At 70.6% G+C, this 18,629-nt stretch carries 16 protein-coding genes; 6 read left to right on the forward strand and 10 right to left on the reverse strand.

What is annotated here, in order from left to right; translation table 11 throughout:
• Positions 1–22: 22 nt before the first annotated feature.
• The 4 genes from OG736_RS12740 (at position 23) to OG736_RS12755 (ending at position 4,806) form a co-directional block, all read left to right on the forward strand.
• Positions 23–1,348, forward strand: coding sequence for a DUF2252 domain-containing protein (locus OG736_RS12740; RefSeq protein WP_327182532.1), 1,326 nt, complete (start codon positions 23–25; stop codon positions 1,346–1,348).
• A 68-nt stretch (positions 1,349–1,416) separates the two neighbouring features.
• Positions 1,417–2,109, forward strand: coding sequence for a hypothetical protein (locus OG736_RS12745; protein ID WP_327182533.1), 693 nt, complete (start codon positions 1,417–1,419; stop codon positions 2,107–2,109).
• A gap of 109 nt (positions 2,110–2,218) precedes the next feature.
• Entirely contained in the window at positions 2,219–3,034 is an 816-nt protein-coding gene (locus OG736_RS12750) for a DsbA family protein (protein ID WP_327182534.1), read from the forward strand.
• 92 nt (positions 3,035–3,126) lie between these two features.
• Positions 3,127–4,806, forward strand: coding sequence for an alkaline phosphatase D family protein (locus OG736_RS12755; protein ID WP_327182535.1), 1,680 nt, complete (start codon positions 3,127–3,129; stop codon positions 4,804–4,806).
• 30 nt (positions 4,807–4,836) lie between these two features.
• Here the strand turns inward: OG736_RS12755 and OG736_RS12760 are convergent, their stop codons facing one another.
• On the reverse strand, positions 4,837–5,406 hold the full coding sequence (locus OG736_RS12760) for a dienelactone hydrolase family protein (RefSeq protein ID WP_327182536.1): 570 nt from the start codon (positions 5,404–5,406) through the stop codon (positions 4,837–4,839).
• Positions 5,407–5,504: 98 nt separating this feature from the next.
• Between OG736_RS12760 and OG736_RS12765 the strand changes: the two genes are divergently transcribed.
• A complete protein-coding gene (locus tag OG736_RS12765) occupies positions 5,505–6,617 on the forward strand; it encodes a mechanosensitive ion channel family protein (RefSeq protein WP_054242880.1) in 1,113 nt (370 codons plus the stop codon).
• A gap of 3 nt (positions 6,618–6,620) precedes the next feature.
• Here the strand turns inward: OG736_RS12765 and OG736_RS12770 are convergent, their stop codons facing one another.
• The 6 genes from OG736_RS12770 to OG736_RS12795 all read right to left on the reverse strand — a co-directional run bounded on the left by OG736_RS12770 (position 6,621) and on the right by OG736_RS12795 (position 12,311).
• Positions 6,621–7,361, reverse strand: coding sequence for an SDR family NAD(P)-dependent oxidoreductase (locus OG736_RS12770; RefSeq protein ID WP_327182537.1), 741 nt, complete (start codon positions 7,359–7,361; stop codon positions 6,621–6,623).
• 100 nt (positions 7,362–7,461) lie between these two features.
• Positions 7,462–9,048, reverse strand: coding sequence for a Na+/H+ antiporter (locus tag OG736_RS12775; protein WP_327182538.1), 1,587 nt, complete (start codon positions 9,046–9,048; stop codon positions 7,462–7,464).
• Between the two features lie 66 nt (positions 9,049–9,114).
• A complete protein-coding gene (locus tag OG736_RS12780; protein ID WP_327182539.1) occupies positions 9,115–9,588 on the reverse strand; it encodes a GNAT family N-acetyltransferase in 474 nt (157 codons plus the stop codon).
• Positions 9,585–10,529 carry an RluA family pseudouridine synthase gene (locus tag OG736_RS12785; protein ID WP_020129920.1) on the reverse strand — a complete coding sequence of 315 codons (945 nt, stop codon included), beginning with the start codon at positions 10,527–10,529 and terminating at the stop codon, positions 9,585–9,587. Before OG736_RS12785 ends, OG736_RS12780 begins: the two co-directional genes overlap by 4 nt.
• Positions 10,530–10,591: 62 nt before the next feature.
• On the reverse strand, positions 10,592–11,188 hold the full coding sequence (gene lspA / locus OG736_RS12790) for a signal peptidase II (RefSeq protein WP_142263775.1): 597 nt from the start codon (positions 11,186–11,188) through the stop codon (positions 10,592–10,594).
• Positions 11,189–11,255: 67 nt separating this feature from the next.
• A complete protein-coding gene (locus OG736_RS12795; RefSeq protein ID WP_327182540.1) occupies positions 11,256–12,311 on the reverse strand; it encodes a TraR/DksA family transcriptional regulator in 1,056 nt (351 codons plus the stop codon).
• A 580-nt stretch (positions 12,312–12,891) separates the two neighbouring features.
• Between OG736_RS12795 and ileS the strand changes: the two genes are divergently transcribed.
• Positions 12,892–16,059, forward strand: a complete 3,168-nt coding sequence (gene ileS, locus OG736_RS12800) for an isoleucine--tRNA ligase (protein WP_327182541.1) — start codon at positions 12,892–12,894, stop codon at positions 16,057–16,059.
• Between the two features lie 197 nt (positions 16,060–16,256).
• Here ileS and OG736_RS12805 read toward each other — a convergent pair whose 3' ends face one another.
• From OG736_RS12805 to OG736_RS12815, 3 genes are all read right to left on the reverse strand, one after another.
• Positions 16,257–17,531, reverse strand: coding sequence for a DivIVA domain-containing protein (locus tag OG736_RS12805; protein ID WP_327182542.1), 1,275 nt, complete (start codon positions 17,529–17,531; stop codon positions 16,257–16,259).
• Between the two features lie 52 nt (positions 17,532–17,583).
• Entirely contained in the window at positions 17,584–17,868 is a 285-nt protein-coding gene (locus OG736_RS12810) for a YggT family protein (RefSeq protein ID WP_020129925.1), read from the reverse strand.
• Positions 17,869–17,931: 63 nt separating this feature from the next.
• On the reverse strand, positions 17,932–18,573 hold the full coding sequence (locus OG736_RS12815; RefSeq protein WP_327182543.1) for a cell division protein SepF: 642 nt from the start codon (positions 18,571–18,573) through the stop codon (positions 17,932–17,934).
• Positions 18,574–18,629 lie beyond the last annotated feature (56 nt).

Consider the following 18,629-nt stretch of genomic DNA (forward strand, 5'->3'; position numbering starts at 1 on the left):
ATGCACCAGGAGGCACCCAGCGATGTCGGTTCCGCAGCTCAACGACGAGCACCGCGGCGAGGAGATCCTCGCCGTCTTCGACACCGCGTTCGGCGAGCTCCTGGCCGCCGACCCGGCCGCGTTCCGGGTGAAGTTCCGGAAGATGGCGGCCTCGGCGTTCGCGTTCTACCGGGGTACCGCGGGCCTCTTCTACCACGATCTCGACGCCGAGAAGCGGGGCGGCCCGTTCCTGGACGAGCGCACCTCGCGCGTGTGGATCCACGGCGACCTGCACGCGGAGAACTTCGGCACGTACATGGACGCGACAGGCCGGCTGATCTTCAACGTCAACGACTTCGACGAGGCGTACGTCGGCCCCTTCACCTGGGACCTGAAGCGCCTGTCCGCCTCCATCGCCCTCATCGGGTACGCGAAGGCGCTCGGCGACGAGCAGATCAGCGAGCTGGTGGAGGTGTACGCGGGCGCGTACCGGGAGCGGATCCACGCGCTGGCCACCGGCGCCAAGAGCGACGAGGTGCCGCCCTTCACCCTGGACACCGCGCAGGGCCCGCTGCTCGACGCGCTGCGTGACGCGCGCTCCCTGACCCGCTTCGGGCTGCTGGACTCGATGACGGAGATCCGTGACTTCGAGCGCCGCTTCGCACCGGGCGGCGGCTCCATCGAGCTGGACGCCGCCACCCGCTACAAGGTGCTCGCGGCCTTCGACGGCTATCTGGAGACCCTTCCGGAGACCTCCCTGGCCCGCCCGGACTCCTACCGCGTGAAGGACGTCGTCGGCCGCCGGGGCATCGGTATCGGCTCGGCCGGTCTGCCGTCGTACAACATCCTCCTCGAGGGCCACAGCGACGCCCTGGAGAACGACGTGGTGATCTACATCAAGCAGGCCCAGACGCCGGCCGTCTCCCGGCACATCACCGACCCGGCGATCCGCGACTACTTCCAGCACGAGGGCCACCGCACGGTGATCTCCCAGCGCGCCCTCCAGCAGCACGCCGACCCGTGGCTGGGCTGGACCGAGCTGGGCGGCGCGGGGCAGCTGGTCGCCGAGGTCTCGCCGTACGCGGTCGACCTGGACTGGGGCGACATCGACGACCCGGAGGAGATCGCGGGCGTCGTCGCCGACCTGGGCCGGGCCACGGCCACGATGCACGCGGCGGCGGACGACACCTCCGGCGAGTCCCTGGTGCCCTTCTCCACCGAGCGGGCCATCGACGCGGCGATCGCGGCCGACGAGGACGGCTTCGCGCCGCTCCTGGTCGACTTCGCGCACACCTACGGCGCACGCGCGCGTACCGACCACCAGATCTTCGTCGACCTGTTCCGCAACGGCCGGATTCCAGGTCTCTAACGGTCGGCCTTCTCACAGGGACCCTTTAGGGGTCTCCTACAGGAGCACGTGACACACTCTCCTCCGCTATGGACATATCCGGGACCCGCCTCAGAGCCGTACGCGCGGCGCTGTTCACGGCATGCGTCGTGACGCTCAGCACCGCGTCGCACGTGCTGCTGTCCCGGGCCCCGCTGCCGCTCAACACGGTGGCCGCCGTCGCGGCCGCCGTGTTCGCCCTCGCGTACGTCCTCGCCGGCCGCGAGTGCGGCTTCGGGCGGATCGCCGCCCTGCTGATCCCGCTGGAGCTGGCGGCCGACACCGTCTTCACCACCGGCCAGCACGTCTGCTACGGCCGTGCGGGCGGCCCGGTCGCCGGCCCGCTGGCCTCGGTCGGCTGGGACGTGCTGTGCGGCGACGGCACACCCGTCGGCACCCCGCTGGCCCAGGTCACCGGCACCGACACGGACCAGCTGGGCGGGCTCCTCGCCCACCCCGACCCGGCCGCCGCGTGGCTGCTGCTCGGCGCGCACGTCTGCGTCGGCCTGATCGCGGCCGCCTGGCTGCGCCGGGGCGAGCGGGCGCTGGCCCAGCTGCTGCGGGCCGCGACCGCGACGACCTTCCGGCCGCTGCTGCTGGCCGTCGCCGCCGTGGCCGTACGACGCGCCCCGGCGGCCCGCCGCCTGCCGCGGCCCACCCGCCGGTCGACCACCGTCCGCGAGCGGATTCTCGTGCACTCCTTGGGACGGCGTGGACCGCCGTGCTCGCCCGCCGCGGTCTGAACAGGCCCGCACGTCTGCGCAGGCCCAGGCACCCCGAGCACCACTCCAGTCCCTCAGTCCCCACACGAACTTCCGCGTACGACATGTGCGCGTCCCTTTGGAGAACACCATGAGCAAGCGGAACAGCGCGGCGGCGAAGACGGCGGCCCGGGAGCGGCTGCGCATCGAGCGTGAGCGCGAGGCCAAGCGGGCCAAGGTCAGGCGGCAGATCATCGTCGCCCTCTCGGTCGTCGGCGTGCTCGCCGCGGCCGGCGGCATAGGTTACGCCGTCGTCCAGGCGAACAAGCCCGGCTACTGGGAGGACGCGGCGAAGGCCAAGCTGGTCAAGCCGGCCAACACCAGCGGCAAGAACGGCACGACGGTCGTCATGGGCAAGGCGAGCGCCAAGAAGACGCTCGTGATGTACGAGGACCCGCGCTGCCCCGTCTGCGCCCAGTTCGAGCAGACCGTCGGCGCGACGGTGAAGAGCGACTACGACGCCGGCAAGTTCAAGATCGAGTACGTCGGCGCGACCTTCCTCGACCGCAGCCTGACCGGCGAGGGCTCCAAGAACGCGCTCAGCGCCCTGGGCGCCGCGCTCAACGTCAGCCCCGAGGCGTTCCTCGAGTACAAGACCGCGATGTACTCGGCCAAGTACCACCCCGAGGAGACCGAGGACAAGTTCAAGGACGACTCCTACCTGATCAAGGTGGCGGACACGGTCTCGGCGCTGAAGGGCAACGCCAAGTTCCAGAGCGCCGTGAAGAACGGCACCTACGACCGGTGGGCGCTGGAGATGTCCAAGACGTTCGACAAGAGCGGCGTCTCGGGCACCCCGACCCTGAAGATGGACGGCAAGACGCTGACCGGCTCCGACGGGCAGGGCAACGCCCCGATGACGGTCGCCGACTTCACCACGGCGATCGACGCGGCGCTCAAGGGCTGACCGGCAGCTGATCCGACTCTCCGAGGAAGAGCGGGCGAACTTTTGGGAGTTCGCCCGCTCTTTTGTCGTACTGGTCAGTAATCTGATCGTCCGTGACCAGTCGATACAGATCCTCCGAGAGCGCCGACACCTCGTCAGAGCGCCCCAACTCGCTTTCGCCGCGCCGCCGTACGGCACTGAAGGCCGTGGCCGCCACCGCCGTGCTGGCCGGCCCGCTCGCCGCCGCGCTGCCGGCCCGTGCCGCCGAGGCCCCCGTCTTCCTGCACGGCCTCGCGTCCGGCGACCCGCTGCCCGACGGCGTCCTGCTGTGGACCCGGGTGACGCCCACCGCCGAGGCGATACCCGGCTCCGGACTCGGTCCGGCCACGGAGGTGAGCTGGGTCGTCGCCACCGACAAGGCACTGACGAACGTGGTCGCCAAGGGCTCCACCACCGCCTCCGCCGCGAGCGACCACACCGTCAAGGCCGACATCCGCGGTCTCGCGCCCGCCACCGACTACTGGTTCCGCTTCTCGGCCGGCGGCACCGACTCCCCGGTGGCGCGCACCCGCACCGCGCCGGCGGCGGACGCGGCCGTGCCGGGCCTGCGTTTCGGCGTGGTCTCCTGCGCCAACTGGGAGGCCGGCTACTTCTCCTCGTACCGTCACCTCGCGGCCCGCGGCGACCTGGACGCCTGGCTGCACCTCGGCGACTACATCTACGAGTACGGCACCGGCGAGTACGGCACGCGCGGGACCGTCGTACGGCAGACGGCCCCCACCCACGAGATCCTCACCCTCGCCGACTACCGCACCCGGCACGGCAAGTACAAGACCGACCCGGACCTCCAGGCCCTGCACGCGAAGGCGCCGGTCGTCGCGATCTGGGACGACCACGAGTTCGCCAACGACACCTGGTCGGGGGGCGCCGAGAACCACACCGAGGGCGCCGAGGGCGCCTGGTCGTCCCGGCAGGCGGCCGCCAAGCAGGCCTACTTCGAGTGGATGCCGGTCCGGCCGGCCATCGCCGGCACGACCTACCGCCGGCTGCGCTTCGGCAAGCTGGCCGATCTGTCCCTGCTGGACCTGCGGTCCTTCCGCTCGCAGCAGGTCGCCGTCGGCAACGGCACCGTCGACGACCCGGACCGCACGCTCACCGGCCGCGCCCAGCTCGACTGGCTGAAGGCCGGGCTGAAGGCGTCCGACACCACCTGGCGGCTGGTCGGCAACTCGGTGATGATCTCGCCGTTCGCCATCGGCTCGCTCTCCGCGGACCTGTTCAAGCCGCTCGCCAAGCTGCTCGGCCTGCCCCAGGAGGGCATCGCCCTCAACACCGACCAGTGGGACGGCTACACCGACGACCGCCGCGAACTCCTGGCCCACCTGCGCTCCCACGCCATCCGCAACACCGTCTTCCTGACCGGTGACATCCACATGGCGTGGGCCAACGACGTGCCGGTGGACGCCGGGACCTACCCGCTGTCGGCCTCGGCCGCCACGGAGTTCGTGGTCACCTCGGTGACCTCCGACAACCTCGACGACATCGTGAAGGTCCCGGAGGGCACGCTCACCGCGATCGCCTCCCCGGTCATCCGGGCCGCCAACCGGCACGTCCACTTCGTCGACACCGACCGGCACGGCTACGGGGTCCTGGACATCACCGCCGAGCGCGCGCAGATGGACTACTACGTCCTGTCCGACCGCACCACCACCACGGCGACCTCCGCCTGGTCCCGCTCGTACCGCACACGCAGCGGCACGCAGAAGGTGGAGCGGACCTACGACCCGGTCTAGGTCTGGTTCCTTCCGGAGCTCCGGATCCTTCTAGAGCGAGTCGAGGAAGCCGAGCGCCACCCGCCAGGTGGCCTCGGCCGCCTCCTCGTCGTAGTCGGGCAGCTCGGGGTCGGTGTACAGGTGCCCGGCTCCCGCGTACCGGTAGACCTCCACGTCGGCGCCCGCTCTGCCCATCTGGAGATACCAGGCGCTCAGCCAGTCGTCGGTCTCGAACTGGTCCGGCTCCGCGACATGCAGCTGCACCGCGAGGCCGTCCACCGAGACGTTCGGCGCCAGGTCCGAGGTGCCGTGCAGCAGGAGCAGGCCGCGCGCCCTGGCGTCGCCGAGGGCGAGGGTCTGGGCGATCGACGCACCGAGCGAGAACCCGGCGTACACCAGCCCGCGCTCCGAGTAGGGCGCGGCGGCCAGGACGGCTCTCTTCAGCAGCTCGTCCTTGCCGATCTCCTCGTTGTACGCCATGCCCTCCTCGACCGTGTCGAACGTGCGTCCCTCGAAGAGGTCCGGCGTCCACACCTCGTGCCCTGCGGCGCGCAGCCGGTCCGCCGCGGCGCGTACCGCGGGCCGCGGACCATAGGTCGAGTGAAAGAGCATGATGTTCATGTGCCCATGGTGCCAGCCTGCACCGACAACGCCGTGCGTGCGCCTCCTCACAGAAACCACATGTTCAGGACCCCTCCGACCCGGTTACGTTCGAAGGCATGGAGAACCTGCTCCGCCCCGTGATCGTGGTCGGCGGCTCGGTCGTGCTGACAGTCCTCATCGGCTGGGCCACCGACCGCCTGCTGTCCAAGGCCGACCTGCGGCACCCCGAGACCCCGCTGTGGGGTCTGCTGCGCCGTGGCCGCATCCCCTATCAGCTCGTGCTGTGCGCGGCGCTGCTGAGAGGGTCGTACGACGCCGCGCAGTTGCTGGAGGACCATCGGACCGGTATCGGCCAGTTCCTCACCCTGGTGCTGATCGGCTCGGCGGCCTGGCTGGTGATCAGGATCGCGGCGGCGATCGTCGAGACGTCGTACACCCGCTACGCGCGCGTGCACCGCGATGCGGCCCGGGTCCGGCGGGTGCGGACCCAGGTGTCGCTGATCATGCGGGTGGTGGCGGCCGTCGTCGGGGTGGTCGCGGCGGCCTCGATGCTGCTGACGTTCCCCGCCATGCGCGCGGCGGGCGCCTCCCTGCTGGCCTCGGCCGGGATCCTCGGCATCGTCGCCGGTGTGGCCGCCCAGTCGACCCTGAGCAACATGTTCGCCGGCTTCCAGATCGCCTTCGGCGACATGGTGCGCATCGGCGACACGGTCGTGGTGGACGGCGAGTGGGGCACGGTCGAGGAGATCACCCTGACCTTCCTGACCGTGCGGACCTGGGACGAGCGCCGGATCACGATGCCGGTCTCGTACTTCACCTCGAAGCCCTTCGAGAACTGGTCGCGCGGCACCCCGCAGATGACCGGCATCGTCTACTGGCACGTCGACCACGCGGCGCCGGTGGAGGCGATGCGCGAGAAGCTGCGGGACATCCTGCGCGAGTGCCCGGCCTGGGACGGCCGTGCCTGCGGGCTCGACGTCACCGACACCACGCCCAACACCATGCAGGTGCGGGCCCTGGTCACGGCGAAGGACGCCGACGACATCTGGACGGTGCGGGTCAGGGTCCGCGAGGAGATGATCCGCTGGCTGTCCAAGGAGCACCCGTACGCGCTCCCGAGGGTCAACACGGCGGACGCGGCGCTGCCCCCGGGCCGCCTGCCCGGCCAGTCCCACTCCCCCGACGGTGCGGCCCGGCGCGTCCACGAGCCGCCGCGGACGGGCCGCTGAGCGTCAGTTCCCCCGCTCCGCACCCCCGTTGACCTGGACGACCTGCGAAGTGACGTGACCGGCGCCCGGGGAGGCCAGCCAGTGCAAGGTGGCGGCGATGTCCCCGGGCGTCCCGGCGCGCCCGGTGAAGGTCTCGCCGACGAGCCGCTCGCGCCGCGCGGGGTCGATGGCGTCCCCGAAGAACCCGGTGTCCTCGACGTATCCCGGGGCGACGAGGTTCGCGGTGATGCCCCGCGGCCCCAACTCCCGGGCGAGGTCACGGGCGTACGGGTGCAGCGCGGCCTTGGCGCCGCCGTAGGCCCCGCTGCCGGACCCCCGGTAGGCGGCGATCGAGCTGACGAACAGCACCCGTCCGCCCGGCGAGGCGAGCCGGTCCTTCAGCGCCTCGGTGAGCAGGGCGGCGCTGAGGGTGTTGCTGCGGAAGTTGACGGTCCAGTCGTGCGCGACACGGTCCAGCGGATCCGCGCTGTCGCTCGGTGGCTCCAGGTGCCCGGCGCCCCCGGCGCTGTGCACCAGCACGTCGACGGTGCCGAACTCCGCCTCCACGAACCGGGCGACCCCCCGCACCTGCTCCGGCTCACTCAGATCCGCGGCGTAGGTGAGCGCCCCGGCCACCCCGGCCTTCTCCAGCACTTCCGCCCGCCGCCCGAGCAGCAGCACCCGATCCCCGTCCGCGGCGAAGACCTGCGCCGCGGCGAGCCCGATCCCTGTTCCGCCTCCACTGATCACCACATTGCGTGCCATGGTCCGAGCGTAACGAGCAGCACCGACAGGGGTCATGGCGGTTTACGCGACTGCCATGAACCGGGCAGCCACTAACGGCGGACCGGCCTGCCCGGTCGCCTCACCTGAGGCTGCGCACGTCCAGATGCCGCAGCACCCGGTCCACGATCTCCGGATCGGCGCCCGGCTCGCTGCGCGCCGCGACCACCTCGTGCCGGGCCGCGCTCAGCATCTCCCCCTGGATCCGCCGCACCCGCTTCAGCCTTCGCACCCGCTGGTCGTGGCCCTCCCGCCGTTCGTCCTCCCCGACGTCGGGGCTGATCCGCAACCCGATGTCGAAGGCCCGCCGCAGCATCTGCTCGGACAGCTCCTCCGGCAGGTCCTCCTCGGCCTCGATCTCCCGCAGCCGCCGCTTCGCCGCCTTCGCGGCCCGCACCGCGAGCTCCTTCTCGAACTCCTTCTCGCGGTCGGTGTCCGACTGCACGTCGAGGCGCTTCACCAGCCACGGCAGGGTCAGGCCCTGAAGGACCAGCGTCGCCATGATCACGCCGAACGCGATGAAGATGATCTCGTCCCGGTCGGGGAAGGGCCCCCCGTCGTCGGTCTTCAGCGGCACGGCCAGCGCCAGCGCCACCGAGGCCACCCCGCGCATCCCGGCCCACCACATGACGAGGGTCTCCCGCCAGTTCGTCGGAATGTCCTCGAGGTGGTCCTGTCGGGCGTGCAGCCGTTGCGTCAGCCAGGTCGCCGGCAGCAGCCACAGCAGCCGTACGACGACCACGACGACCACGATCACCCCGGCCCAGCCCAGCATCTCCCCCCAGCGCCCGGACGCCGTCCGGATCGCGTTGTGCAGCTCCAGGCCGATCAGCCCGAACGCGACGCCCGTGACGAGGGTGTCGATGATGTCCCAGAAGGTGTGGCCGGCCAGCCGGGTCAGCACGTCGTCGGGGTCGGTGGCGTACTCGGCGAGGAACATGGCCGTGGTCAGGACGGCCAGCACCCCGGACCCGTGGAACTCCTCCGCCAGCACGTACGAGGCGTACGGCACCAGGAGCGTCAGCCCGATCTGCAACGTCGTGTCCCCGAGGACGTCCAGGAGCCTGTTCGCGCCCCAGCCGAGCGCGACGCCCACCGCCACCGCCACCACCGCGGACAGCACCAGGTCGAGACCGGCCTGCCACGGCGAGAACGACCCGCTCACGGCCGCGGCGATCGCGACGTGGTAGAGCACGATGGCCGTCACGTCGTTGAACAGCCCCTCGCCCTCCAGGATGGACACCAGCCGGCGGGGCAGCCCGAGCTGTCCGGCCACCGCGGTGGCGGCCACCGGGTCGGGCGGCGCGACCAGCGCGCCCAGCGCCACGGCCGCGGCGATCGGCAGCCCCGGCACGATCGTGTGGGCCACGGCCGCCACACACACCGTCGTGACGAACACCAGCGCCACGGCCAGCAGGAAGATCGGCCGCACGTTCGCCGCGAACTGCCGCCACGAGGTCCGCCGCACCGCCGCGTACAGGAGGGGCGGAAGCAGGAGGGGCAGGATCAGGTCCGGCGGGATCTCCACGTTGGGCACGAAGTCGAGCACCGCGAGGACGATCCCGAGCAGAGTCATGAGCACCGGCGCCGGCAACCCGAACCGGTCCCCGACAGGGACGCTCACCACGGCCCCGAGCAACAGGACGAACAACAGGGCCAGCTGGTCCACGGTCAGCGCTCCGGGTCTAGACGATCAAGAACATCCAGACCTCCAGCGTCGCACGACCACCGTCCGCTACAGAGGACGCCGCATGGACCGGTGCGGAATCCCCGCCTCCATGTCCTCCGGCCCGTACGCCGCGTACCCCAGCCGCTCGTAGAACCCCAGCGCCTGGGTCTGTGCGTGCAGGTCCACGGCGGCGAGCCCCCGCGCGCGTGCCGCCTCCTCGATGGCCCGCACCAGCGCCACCCCGACGCCCAGCCCGCGCGCCTCGCGGGTCACGGCGAGCCGCCCCAGCGAGCCCACCGACAGGTCGCCGCCGGTCCGGTCGGCGACCGCCTCGCCGTACAGCAGCCGCCCGGTGCCGAGCGGCAGCCCGTCCTCCCGGACCGCCAGCACATGGACGGCGCCCGCGTCGTGCGCGTCGTACTCCAGGTCCTCGGGCACGCCCTGCTCGCCGACGAAGACCTCCTTGCGGACCGCGAAGCACGCCTCCCGGTCGGCGGGGTCCTCGGCGACCCGCACCGCGTACCCGTGCGGGCCGCTCATCCGTAGGTCTCCTCGCGGACCTGCTCCAGGGCCTTGGCCAGGTCCTCGGGGTAGTCACTGGCGAACTCCGCCCACTGCCCGTCCCCGGGGTGCTCGAAGCCCAGCCGCACCGCGTGCAGCCACTGCCGGGTCAGGCCCAGCCGCTTGGACAGCGTGGGGTCGGCGCCGTACGTCAGGTCGCCGACGCAGGGGTGGCGGTGGGCGGCCATGTGGACGCGGATCTGGTGCGTACGGCCCGTCTCCAGCTTCACGTCCAGCAGGGAGGCCGCGCGGAAGGCCTCGATCAGGTCGTAGTGCGTGACGGACGGCTTGCCCTCGGCCGTGACCGCCCACTTGTAGTCGTGGTGCGGGTGCCGGCCGATGGGCGCGTCGATCGTGCCGCTGGTCGGGTCGGGGTGGCCCTGGACGAGCGTGTGGTAGCGCTTGTCGACCGTGCGCTCCTTGAACTGGCGCTTCAGCGACGTGTACGCCCGCTCCGACTTGGCGACCACCATCAGCCCCGAGGTGCCGACGTCCAGCCGGTGCACGATGCCCTGGCGCTCGGCGGCACCGGAGGTGGAGATGCGGTACCCGGCGGCGGCGAGCCCGCCGATGACGGTCGTCCCGCTCCAGCCGGGCGACGGGTGCGCGGCCACGCCGACCGGCTTGACGATCACGACCACGTCGTCGTCGTCGTGCACGATCTCCATGCCCTCGACCGGCTCGGCAACGATCTGCACCGGCGCCGGAGCCTGGGGCATCTCGACCTCCAGCCAGGCCCCGCCGATCACCCGCTCGGATTTGCCGACCACCGAGCCGTCGACCGTGACCTTCCCCGCCGCAGCCAGCTCGGCGGCCTTCGTACGGGAGAAGCCGAACATGCGGGAGATGGCGGCGTCTACGCGCTCGCCCTCCAGGCCGTCCGGCACGGGCAGGGTACGGGTCTCGGGAATCGTGCTCACCCGTCGAGTATGCCGGACGGCTCCGGTACCGCCGTACGGCCCTGTGGACAACCGCCGGGAGGTCAGTCCTTGTGGACGGTCCCGTCCGGGTCCAGGCCCTTGAAGGACAGCAGCACGATCAGGATGCCGCCGCAGACGATCGCCGAGTCCGCGAGGTTGAAGACCGCGAAGTGCTTCGGGGCGATGAAGTCCACGACCGCGCCCTCGAAAACGCCCGGCGCGCGGAAGATCCGGTCGGTGAGGTTGCCCAGCGCGCCGCCCAGCAGCAGCCCCAGGGCGATCGCCCAGGGCAGGCTGTAGAGCTTGCGGGCGAGCCGGGCGATCACCACGATCACGGCCGTCGCGATCACCGTGAAGATGATGGTGAAGGCCTCACCGAAGCCGAAGGCCGCGCCCGCGTTGCGGATGGCCTCGAACTTCAGCCAGTCCCCGATGATCTCGATCGGCGCGTGGTGCTCCAGTTTGGCGACCACGAGCATCTTGCTCACCAGGTCGATCACGTACGCGACCGTGGCGACGGTGAAGAGCACGGCGATCCGGCGCTTGCCCCTGGGCCGCGCCTCGGTGCTCTCCTGCCCGTCCGGGCCGGACGACTGCTCCGGCTCGGATCCCGCCTCTGGGATGTCCGGCGTACCGATGACGCGCTCCGCCTCTGCCACGTGAGTCCCTCAACCTAGGTACCTGACTGAGGACGAGGGTACGGCACACCCCCCGACCGCCAGGTGATCAGTACCGGCGCTCCTGCTTCTGCTTGCACTCGACACACAGTGTGGCCCTCGGGAAGGCCTGCATCCTGGCCTTTCCGATGGCCTGGCCGCAGTTCTCGCACAGGCCGTACGTGCCGGCGTCCAGCCGTTCCAGGGCGTGCTCGGTCTGGATCAGCATCTCGCGCGCGTTGGCGGCCAGCGCCAGTTCGTGTTCACGCGTGATGTTCTTCGTCCCGGTGTCCGCCTGGTCGTCGCCCGCGCCGTCCCCCGAGTCCCGCATCAGCCCCGTCAGGGCCGCCTCGGACGAGGCGAGCTCCGCCCGTAGCCGTCCCTGCTCGGACTGGAGCTCCGCACGGGCCTCCTCGACCTCCTCCGGTGTCCACGGCTCCTCGCCGGGGCGCACCGCGAGCTCGCCGGGCTCCACCGCCGCGAGGCGCGCCTTGGGAACAGCGGTCTTCGCCGCCGTGGCCGTACCCGGAGTCTTCTTCGCAACCACAGTCGTGGCTCCCGTCTGCTCCGCGGCCGAGGCCGCGCCCACCTTCTTGGCCGTGCTCTTCCTGCCCGCGCTCGTCCCGGTCACGCCTTCGGCGCCGGCGATCTTCTCGACCGCCGCCTTCCCGGCGGTGACCTCGGCGGTGACCTTCTTGGCGGCCGCCTTCCTGGCAGACGCCCTTTTCGCGGTCGCAGGCTCCGCCGCGGCCGCCTTCTTGGCCGCGGTCTTCTTGGCCGCGGTCTTCTTGGCGGCCGACTTCCCGGTGACCGCCTTCGTGGCGACCGCCGTCTCCGTGGCCGCCTTCTTCACCGCTCTCTTCGCGGCGCTCTTCTTCGTGGCGGGCGCCTTCCCGGCAGGTCCGTCCCTCTCGACCGGCTCCGCCGCCTCCCCCTCCTCAGGTCTTCGGGCCACGGCCTTCTCGGCAGCCGGCTTCCCGGCCGCGGCCTTCTTCGGCGCTCCGGCCGTCGCGGACCGCACCGACCTCACGGCCCTGGAGTCCTTGGCCGCGCCGCCGGAGGCACCGGAGGCACTCGTGGAGCTGCCGGACGCCGACTGCTGTACGGCGGTCTTCTTCGCCACCATGGCCGCGGCCCCTTCACATATTGTGATCTTGCACGCGAATCGTGCTGGGACGATAAATCGACTTGGAGCCCGCGGCAACGGGGCGCACCGCTCGATTCGCCCGCCTCGCGGCAAGCCTGCATCCGTTGTGCCCAGCTCCCCGCCCGGTAATCCGCCGAGCCGGGCATCCCGGAATCCGAACGCACACACCATCACACATAGCCACCATTCGGGTCATTACGGTCTCCGTCGTCGACCGGGTCCCGCGCCCCCGAAAACCCGTCGGCCGCTGTCGCCGGGGAGCCGTACACTGGGCGGAGCGAAAAGTGTGGATGGGGACGAGTAGCGGCGTACGCAGCCCAGAGCGACCCGGGGACGGTGGAAGCCCGGGGGCGAGCGCGACGTGAAGATCACCCCGGAGCCGCCGGAAGAAAGCCGCAGCCGACAGGCGAGGGCCAGTAGAACCGGCATCGCGACCCCAATGAGGGGGCTCACCGGCGCGCAGAGCGCACCGGAGGGCCAAGGAGGGTGGTACCGCGGGAGCGCGCCGCACACGGCGTAGACAGGCAAGTCGGCTCTCGTCCCTCCGACGGAAGGCAGTATGTCCGCCGGAGGAAGCTCGTTGAACACGCAGCCGCAGTACCGCCAGGTGCCCGCCCAGGTCGACCTGCCCGCCCTCGAGCACGCGGTGCTCGACTTCTGGCGTGAGCAGAAGATCTTCACCAAGAGCCTGGAGCAGTCCGAGGGCCGCCCCGAGTGGGTGTTCTACGAGGGCCCGCCCACCGCCAACGGAATGCCCGGCGCCCACCACATCGAGGCGCGCGTCTTCAAGGACGTCTTCCCCCGCTTCCGCACCATGCGCGGCTACCACGTGGCCCGCAAGGCCGGCTGGGACTGCCACGGCCTCCCGGTGGAGCTGGCGGTCGAGAAGGAGCTCGGCTTCTCCGGCAAGCAGGACATCGAGGCGTACGGCATCGCCGCCTTCAACGACAAGTGCCGCGAGTCCGTGCTCCGCCACACCGACGCGTTCTCCGAGCTGACGACCCGCATGGGCTACTGGGTCGACCTCGACGACGCCTACGTCACGATGGACCCCGAGTACATCGAGTCGGTCTGGTGGTCGCTGAAGGAGATCTTCAACAAGGGCCTGCTGGTCCAGGACCACCGCGTCGCCCCCTGGTGCCCCCGCTGCGGCACGGGTCTGTCCGACCACGAGCTGGCCCAGGGCTACGAGACGGTCGTCGACCCCTCCGTGTACGTCCGTTTCCCGCTCACCTCCGGTCCGCTCGCCGGCGAAGCCGCCCTCCTGGTGTGGACGACGACCCCCTGGACGCTGGTCTCCAACACGGCCGTGGCCGCGCACCCCGAGGTCGCCTACGTCGTGGCGACCAACGGCGAGGAGAAGCTCGTCGTCGCCGAGCCACTGGTCGCCAAGGCGCTCGGCGAGGGCTGGGAGACCACCGGCCAGACCTTCACCGGCGCCGAAATGGAGCGCTGGACCTATCAACGTCCGTTCGAGCTCGTGGAGTTCCCGGAGCCCGCCCACTACGTGGTGAACGCCGAGTACGTCACCACCGAGGACGGCACCGGTCTGGTCCACCAGTCCCCCGCCTTCGGCGAGGACGACCTCAAGGTCTGCCGCTCCTACGGCCTGCCGGTCGTCAACCCGGTACGCCCGGACGGCACCTTCGAGGAGTCCGTCCCGATGGTGGGCGGCGTCTTCTTCAAGAAGGCGGACGAAAAGCTCACCGAGGACCTCCAGCAGCGCGGCCTCCTCTTCAAGCACATCCCGTACGAGCACAGCTACCCGCACTGCTGGCGCTGCCACACCGCGCTCCTCTACTACGCGCAGCCGTCCTGGTACATCCGCACCACGGCCGTCAAGGACCGCCTCCTCCAGGAGAACGAGAAGACCAACTGGTTCCCGGACACGGTCAAGCACGGCCGGTACGGCGACTGGCTGAACAACAACATCGACTGGGCGCTCTCCCGCAACCGCTACTGGGGCACCCCGCTGCCGATCTGGCGCTGCGAGGACGAGCACCTCACCGTCGCCGGCTCCCGCGCGGAGCTCACCGAGCTGACCGGCACCGACCAGTCCGAGCTGGACCCGCACCGCCCGTACATCGACGCGGTCACCTTCGCCTGCCCCCACGACGGCTGCGGGCGGACGGCCACGCGCGTGCCGGAGGTCATCGACGCCTGGTACGACTCGGGCTCGATGCCGTTCGCGCAGTGGGGCTACCCGTACAAGAACAAGGACCTCTTCGAGTCCCGCTACCCGGCGCAGTTCATCAGCGAGGCCATCGACCAGACCCGTGGCTGGTTCTACACGCTGATGGCCATCGGCACGCTGGTCTTCGACAAGTCGTCGTACGAGAACGTCGTCTGTCTGGGCCACATCCTCGCCGAGGACGGCCGCAAGATGTCCAAGCACCTGGGCAACATCCTCCAGCCGATCCCGCTGATGGACCAGCACGGCGCCGACGCGGTCCGCTGGTTCATGGCGGCCGGCGGCTCCCCGTGGGCGGCCCGCCGCGTGGGTCACAACACCATCCAGGAGGTCGTCCGCAAGACGCTCCTGACGTACTGGAACACGGTCGCCTTCCAGGCCCTGTACGCCCGTACGTCCGGCTGGGCGCCGAGCGAGGCCGACCCGGCCCCGGCCGACCGCCCGGTCCTGGACCGCTGGCTGCTCTCCGAACTCCACGCGCTCACCGACCAGGTGACGCAGGCTCTGGAGGCGTACGACACCCAGCGCGCCGGCAAGCTGCTCTCCGCGTTCGTCGACGACCTGTCCAACTGGTACGTCCGCCGCAGCCGTCGCCGCTTCTGGCAGGGCGACAAGGCCGCGCTGCGCACCCTGCACGAGGTCGTCGAGACGGTCACCAAGCTGATGGCCCCGCTGACGCCGTTCATCACCGAGCGGGTCTGGCAGGACCTCGTCGTGCCGGTCACCCCGGGCGCCCCGGACTCCGTCCACCTGGCCGCCTGGCCGGAGGCCGACCTCTCCGCGATCGACCCGGAGCTGTCGAAGCAGATGGTCCTGGTCCGCCGCCTGGTGGAGCTGGGCCGCGCCACACGCGCGGAGTCGGGCGTGAAGACCCGCCAGCCGCTGAAGCGCGCCCTGATCGCCGCGAGCGGCTTCGCCGCCCTCGACCGCGAGCTGCACGGGCAGATCACGGAGGAGCTCAACGTCGAGTCGCTGGCGTCCCTCTCCGAGGTCGGCGGCAGCCTGGTCGACACGACCGCCAAGGCCAACTTCCGCGCCCTGGGCAAGCGGTTCGGCAAGCGCGTCCAGGACGTGGCCAAGGCCGTCGCGAACGCCGACGCCGCCGCGCTCTCCCTCGCCCTGCGCGAGGGCACCGCCTCGGTGGAGGTCGACGGCGAGACGATCACCCTGGCCCCCGACGAGGTCATCATCACGGAGACCCCGCGCGAGGGCTGGTCGGTCGCCTCCGACTCCGGCGCGACGGTCGCCCTCGACCTGGAGATCACCGAGGAGCTGCGCCGCGCGGGCCTGGCCCGGGACGCGATCCGGCTGATCCAGGAGGCCCGCAAGAACAGCGGCCTCGACGTCGCCGACCGCATCGCGCTGCGCTGGACCGCGACCGACCCGGCGACCGCCGACGCCCTGTCCGGCCACGCCGGCCTCATCGCCGACGAGGTCCTCGCCACGGACTTCGCCCAGGGCGATGCGGACGACACCTACGGCGCCGCGTTCACGGACGACGGCCTGACGCTGACGTTCCGCCTGCGCAAGGCGTAAGGCACCTCCGCGAGGGCCCGGCTCCCCCGAGGGGGCCGGGCCCTCCGCATGTCCGGCGTGCGGGCTCACGGCGGCCGCACGGAGGCAAGCAGCGCGCATGATCGCCGTCAACACGCGTAAAAAGGGCGGGACCCCGGATGGTGATCCGGGGTCCCGCCCTTTGAACGCTGCCGACGCCTAAGGCGTACTACAGGCCGTCAGTTGTCGTCCTCGTCGATGAGGAAGCCACGCATCGGCGAGGGAGCCTGGCCCATCGGCGACGGGCCCTGCGGCCGCACCGGCGCCATCGGCTGGGTCATCGCCGGGGACATCTGCTGCTGCCCGCCGTAGGACGGAGCGGCCGGGCTGGGAGCACCCATGCCCGGGTTGCCGCCGTAGGACGGAGCACCGGCACCGGCCGGAGCCATGGAAGGCGCCGGGGACGGCGGCAGCGATGCCGTGGCCGGAGTACGCGGCGGAGCGAGGGAGTCGTCGGCCTGGGTCTCCAGCTGGCGCAGCTGGGACTCGAGGTAGGACTTCAGACGCGTGCGGTACTCGCGCTCGAAGCCACGCAGGTCCTCGACCTTGCGCTCCAGCGTGGCGCGGGCGGACTCCAGGGAGCCCATCGCTACGCGGTGCTTCTCCTGCGCGTCCCGCTCCAGGGCGTCGGCCTTGGCACGGGCGTCCCGCTCGAGACCCTCGGCACGCGAACGCGCCTCACCCACGATCTTGTTGGCCTCGGAACGGGCCTCGGCGATCGCCTGGTCGGCGGTCTGCTGGGCCAGCGAGAGGACACGGGCGGCGCTGTCGCCACCGGGGCCCTGACCGGGGCCGCCCATCGGACCACCCATGGGGCCGCCCATCGGGCCACCCATCTGCTGCTGCATGGGGTTCTGGCCCATCGGACCCTGACCCATCGGACCCTGACCCATGGGGCCCTGGCCCATCTGCTGCTGCATGGGGTTCTGACCCATCGGACCCTGGCCCATCGGACCCTGGCCCTGCGGACCACCCTGACCGCCGTTGGGACCGGCGGGCAGCTGCGGCGCACCGCTCGGCAGCTGGGGCGGGCCACCCATGGGGCCACCCATCTGCTGCTGCGGCGGGCCCGATATTCCGGCGGGCACCGGGGCGCCCGGGCCTCGCATGCCCTGCTGCGGCATGCCCTGCGGAGGCATCCCCTGCTGGGGCATCCCCTGCTGCTGCATACCGCCCTGCTGCATACCGCCCTGCTGCATGCCACCTTGCTGGGGCATGCCACCACCCTGCTGCTGGTCCTGTTCGGGCGGCTTGCGCATGTTCTGCTGGTTCTGGGCAGCAGCGCGCGTGGCCGCGGCCAGTTTGGCCCGCAGGTCCTCGTTCTCACGAAGCAGGCGGGTCAGTTCGGCTTCGACCTCATCGAGGAAGGCATCGACCTCGTCCTCGTCATAGCCTTCTCGGAGGCGGACGGTCGTGAACTGCTTGTTCCGCACGTCCTCGGGGGTCAACGGCATCTCTTCACCTCAACGTAGTCTTCGGCATCGGCAAGACGGTAGTTCACATCGCTCACAGCCGACTCACGATCGAGATCAGGATGTAGACGATGATCATCAGTACGAAGAAGGACAGGTCGAGCGCCACGCCCCCGAGACGCAACGGCGGGATGACCCGCCGAAGAAGCTTGAGCGGTGGATCGGTGACAGTGTAGGTGGCCTCCAGAACGACCACCATCGCCTTGCCGGGCTGCCATGAGCGGGCGAACTGGAAGACGTAGTCCATGACCAACCGGAAGATGAGCACGATGAGGAAGACCATCAGCGCGATGTAGACGACATCCAGGACCACGCTCATGTTCGGTGCTTCCCTCTCCCCTGTTCCGTGCTTCTCTGTACTGCCGTTTTCCGGTCGAGCGTCTCAGCTCTGGTTGAAGAACCCGCCCTCTGCGATGCGGGCCTTGTCCTCCGCCGTGACATCGACGTTAGCAGGCGACAACAGGAACACCTTCTGCGTCACCCGCTCGATGCTGCCGTGAAGACCAAACACCAAACCGGCCGCAAAGTCGACAAGTCGCTTCGCGTCTGTGTCATCCATCTCAGTCAGATTCATGATCACCGGGGTGCCCTCACGGAAGTGTTCCCCGATGGTACGGGCCTCGTTGTAGGTCCGGGGGTGAAGCGTGGTGATCCGGTACGGCTCTCGTTCCGACACGACCTTGGGCATGATCACCGGTGCGTTCTTCTCCAGGGACTGACGTTCTTGTGTGATGGATGCCACGGGCGCGATGCGCGCCGGACGCCCGGATTCCGCGCCTAGCGAAGCGGAACGAGCCACCGGCTCACGCGGCGCCGGCGGCTGCACGATTCGCACCTCTTCGTCCCTTTGGGACTGATGCGCACCATGTGACTGGTGGGACGGCTCGTGTCGCCGGTGTTCCCGCTCGGGCTCCGGGTCGAGCTCGGGTTCGAAGTCGTCGTCGGGGTCGAATCCCCGGCCGTCGTACCCATCGTCCTCCACGAGGCCGAGGTAGACCGCCATCTTGCGCATCGCGCCGGCCATTCTCTGAGTCCTCCGCTCTGTGGTGGATCGACTTTCAACTGCCAAGTCCCGCGATC

The organism is Streptomyces sp. NBC_01334 (assembly GCF_035983595.1).
Classification (GTDB): Bacteria; Actinomycetota; Actinomycetes; order Streptomycetales; family Streptomycetaceae; genus Streptomyces; species Streptomyces coriariae.

Bases quoted from the DNA above. Each gene is read 5' to 3' on its own strand.
- OG736_RS12745 (WP_327182533.1), top strand. From the start codon at position 1,417: ATGGACATATCCGGGACCCGCCTCAGAGCCGTACGCGCGGCGCTGTTC.
- OG736_RS12760 (WP_327182536.1), bottom strand. From the start codon at position 5,406: ATGAACATCATGCTCTTTCACTCGACCTATGGTCCGCGGCCCGCGGTA.
- OG736_RS12765 (WP_054242880.1), top strand. From the start codon at position 5,505: ATGGAGAACCTGCTCCGCCCCGTGATCGTGGTCGGCGGCTCGGTCGTG.
- OG736_RS12780 (WP_327182539.1), bottom strand. From the start codon at position 9,588: ATGAGCGGCCCGCACGGGTACGCGGTGCGGGTCGCCGAGGACCCCGCC.
- OG736_RS12795 (WP_327182540.1), bottom strand. From the start codon at position 12,311: ATGGTGGCGAAGAAGACCGCCGTACAGCAGTCGGCGTCCGGCAGCTCC.
- OG736_RS12740 (WP_327182532.1), top strand. From the start codon at position 23: ATGTCGGTTCCGCAGCTCAACGACGAGCACCGCGGCGAGGAGATCCTC.
- OG736_RS12805 (WP_327182542.1), bottom strand. From the start codon at position 17,531: ATGCCGTTGACCCCCGAGGACGTGCGGAACAAGCAGTTCACGACCGTC.
- OG736_RS12750 (WP_327182534.1), top strand. From the start codon at position 2,219: ATGAGCAAGCGGAACAGCGCGGCGGCGAAGACGGCGGCCCGGGAGCGG.
- ileS (WP_327182541.1), top strand. From the start codon at position 12,892: ATGTCCGCCGGAGGAAGCTCGTTGAACACGCAGCCGCAGTACCGCCAG.
- OG736_RS12815 (WP_327182543.1), bottom strand. From the start codon at position 18,573: ATGGCCGGCGCGATGCGCAAGATGGCGGTCTACCTCGGCCTCGTGGAG.
- OG736_RS12770 (WP_327182537.1), bottom strand. From the start codon at position 7,361: ATGGCACGCAATGTGGTGATCAGTGGAGGCGGAACAGGGATCGGGCTC.
- OG736_RS12810 (WP_020129925.1), bottom strand. From the start codon at position 17,868: ATGAGCGTGGTCCTGGATGTCGTCTACATCGCGCTGATGGTCTTCCTC.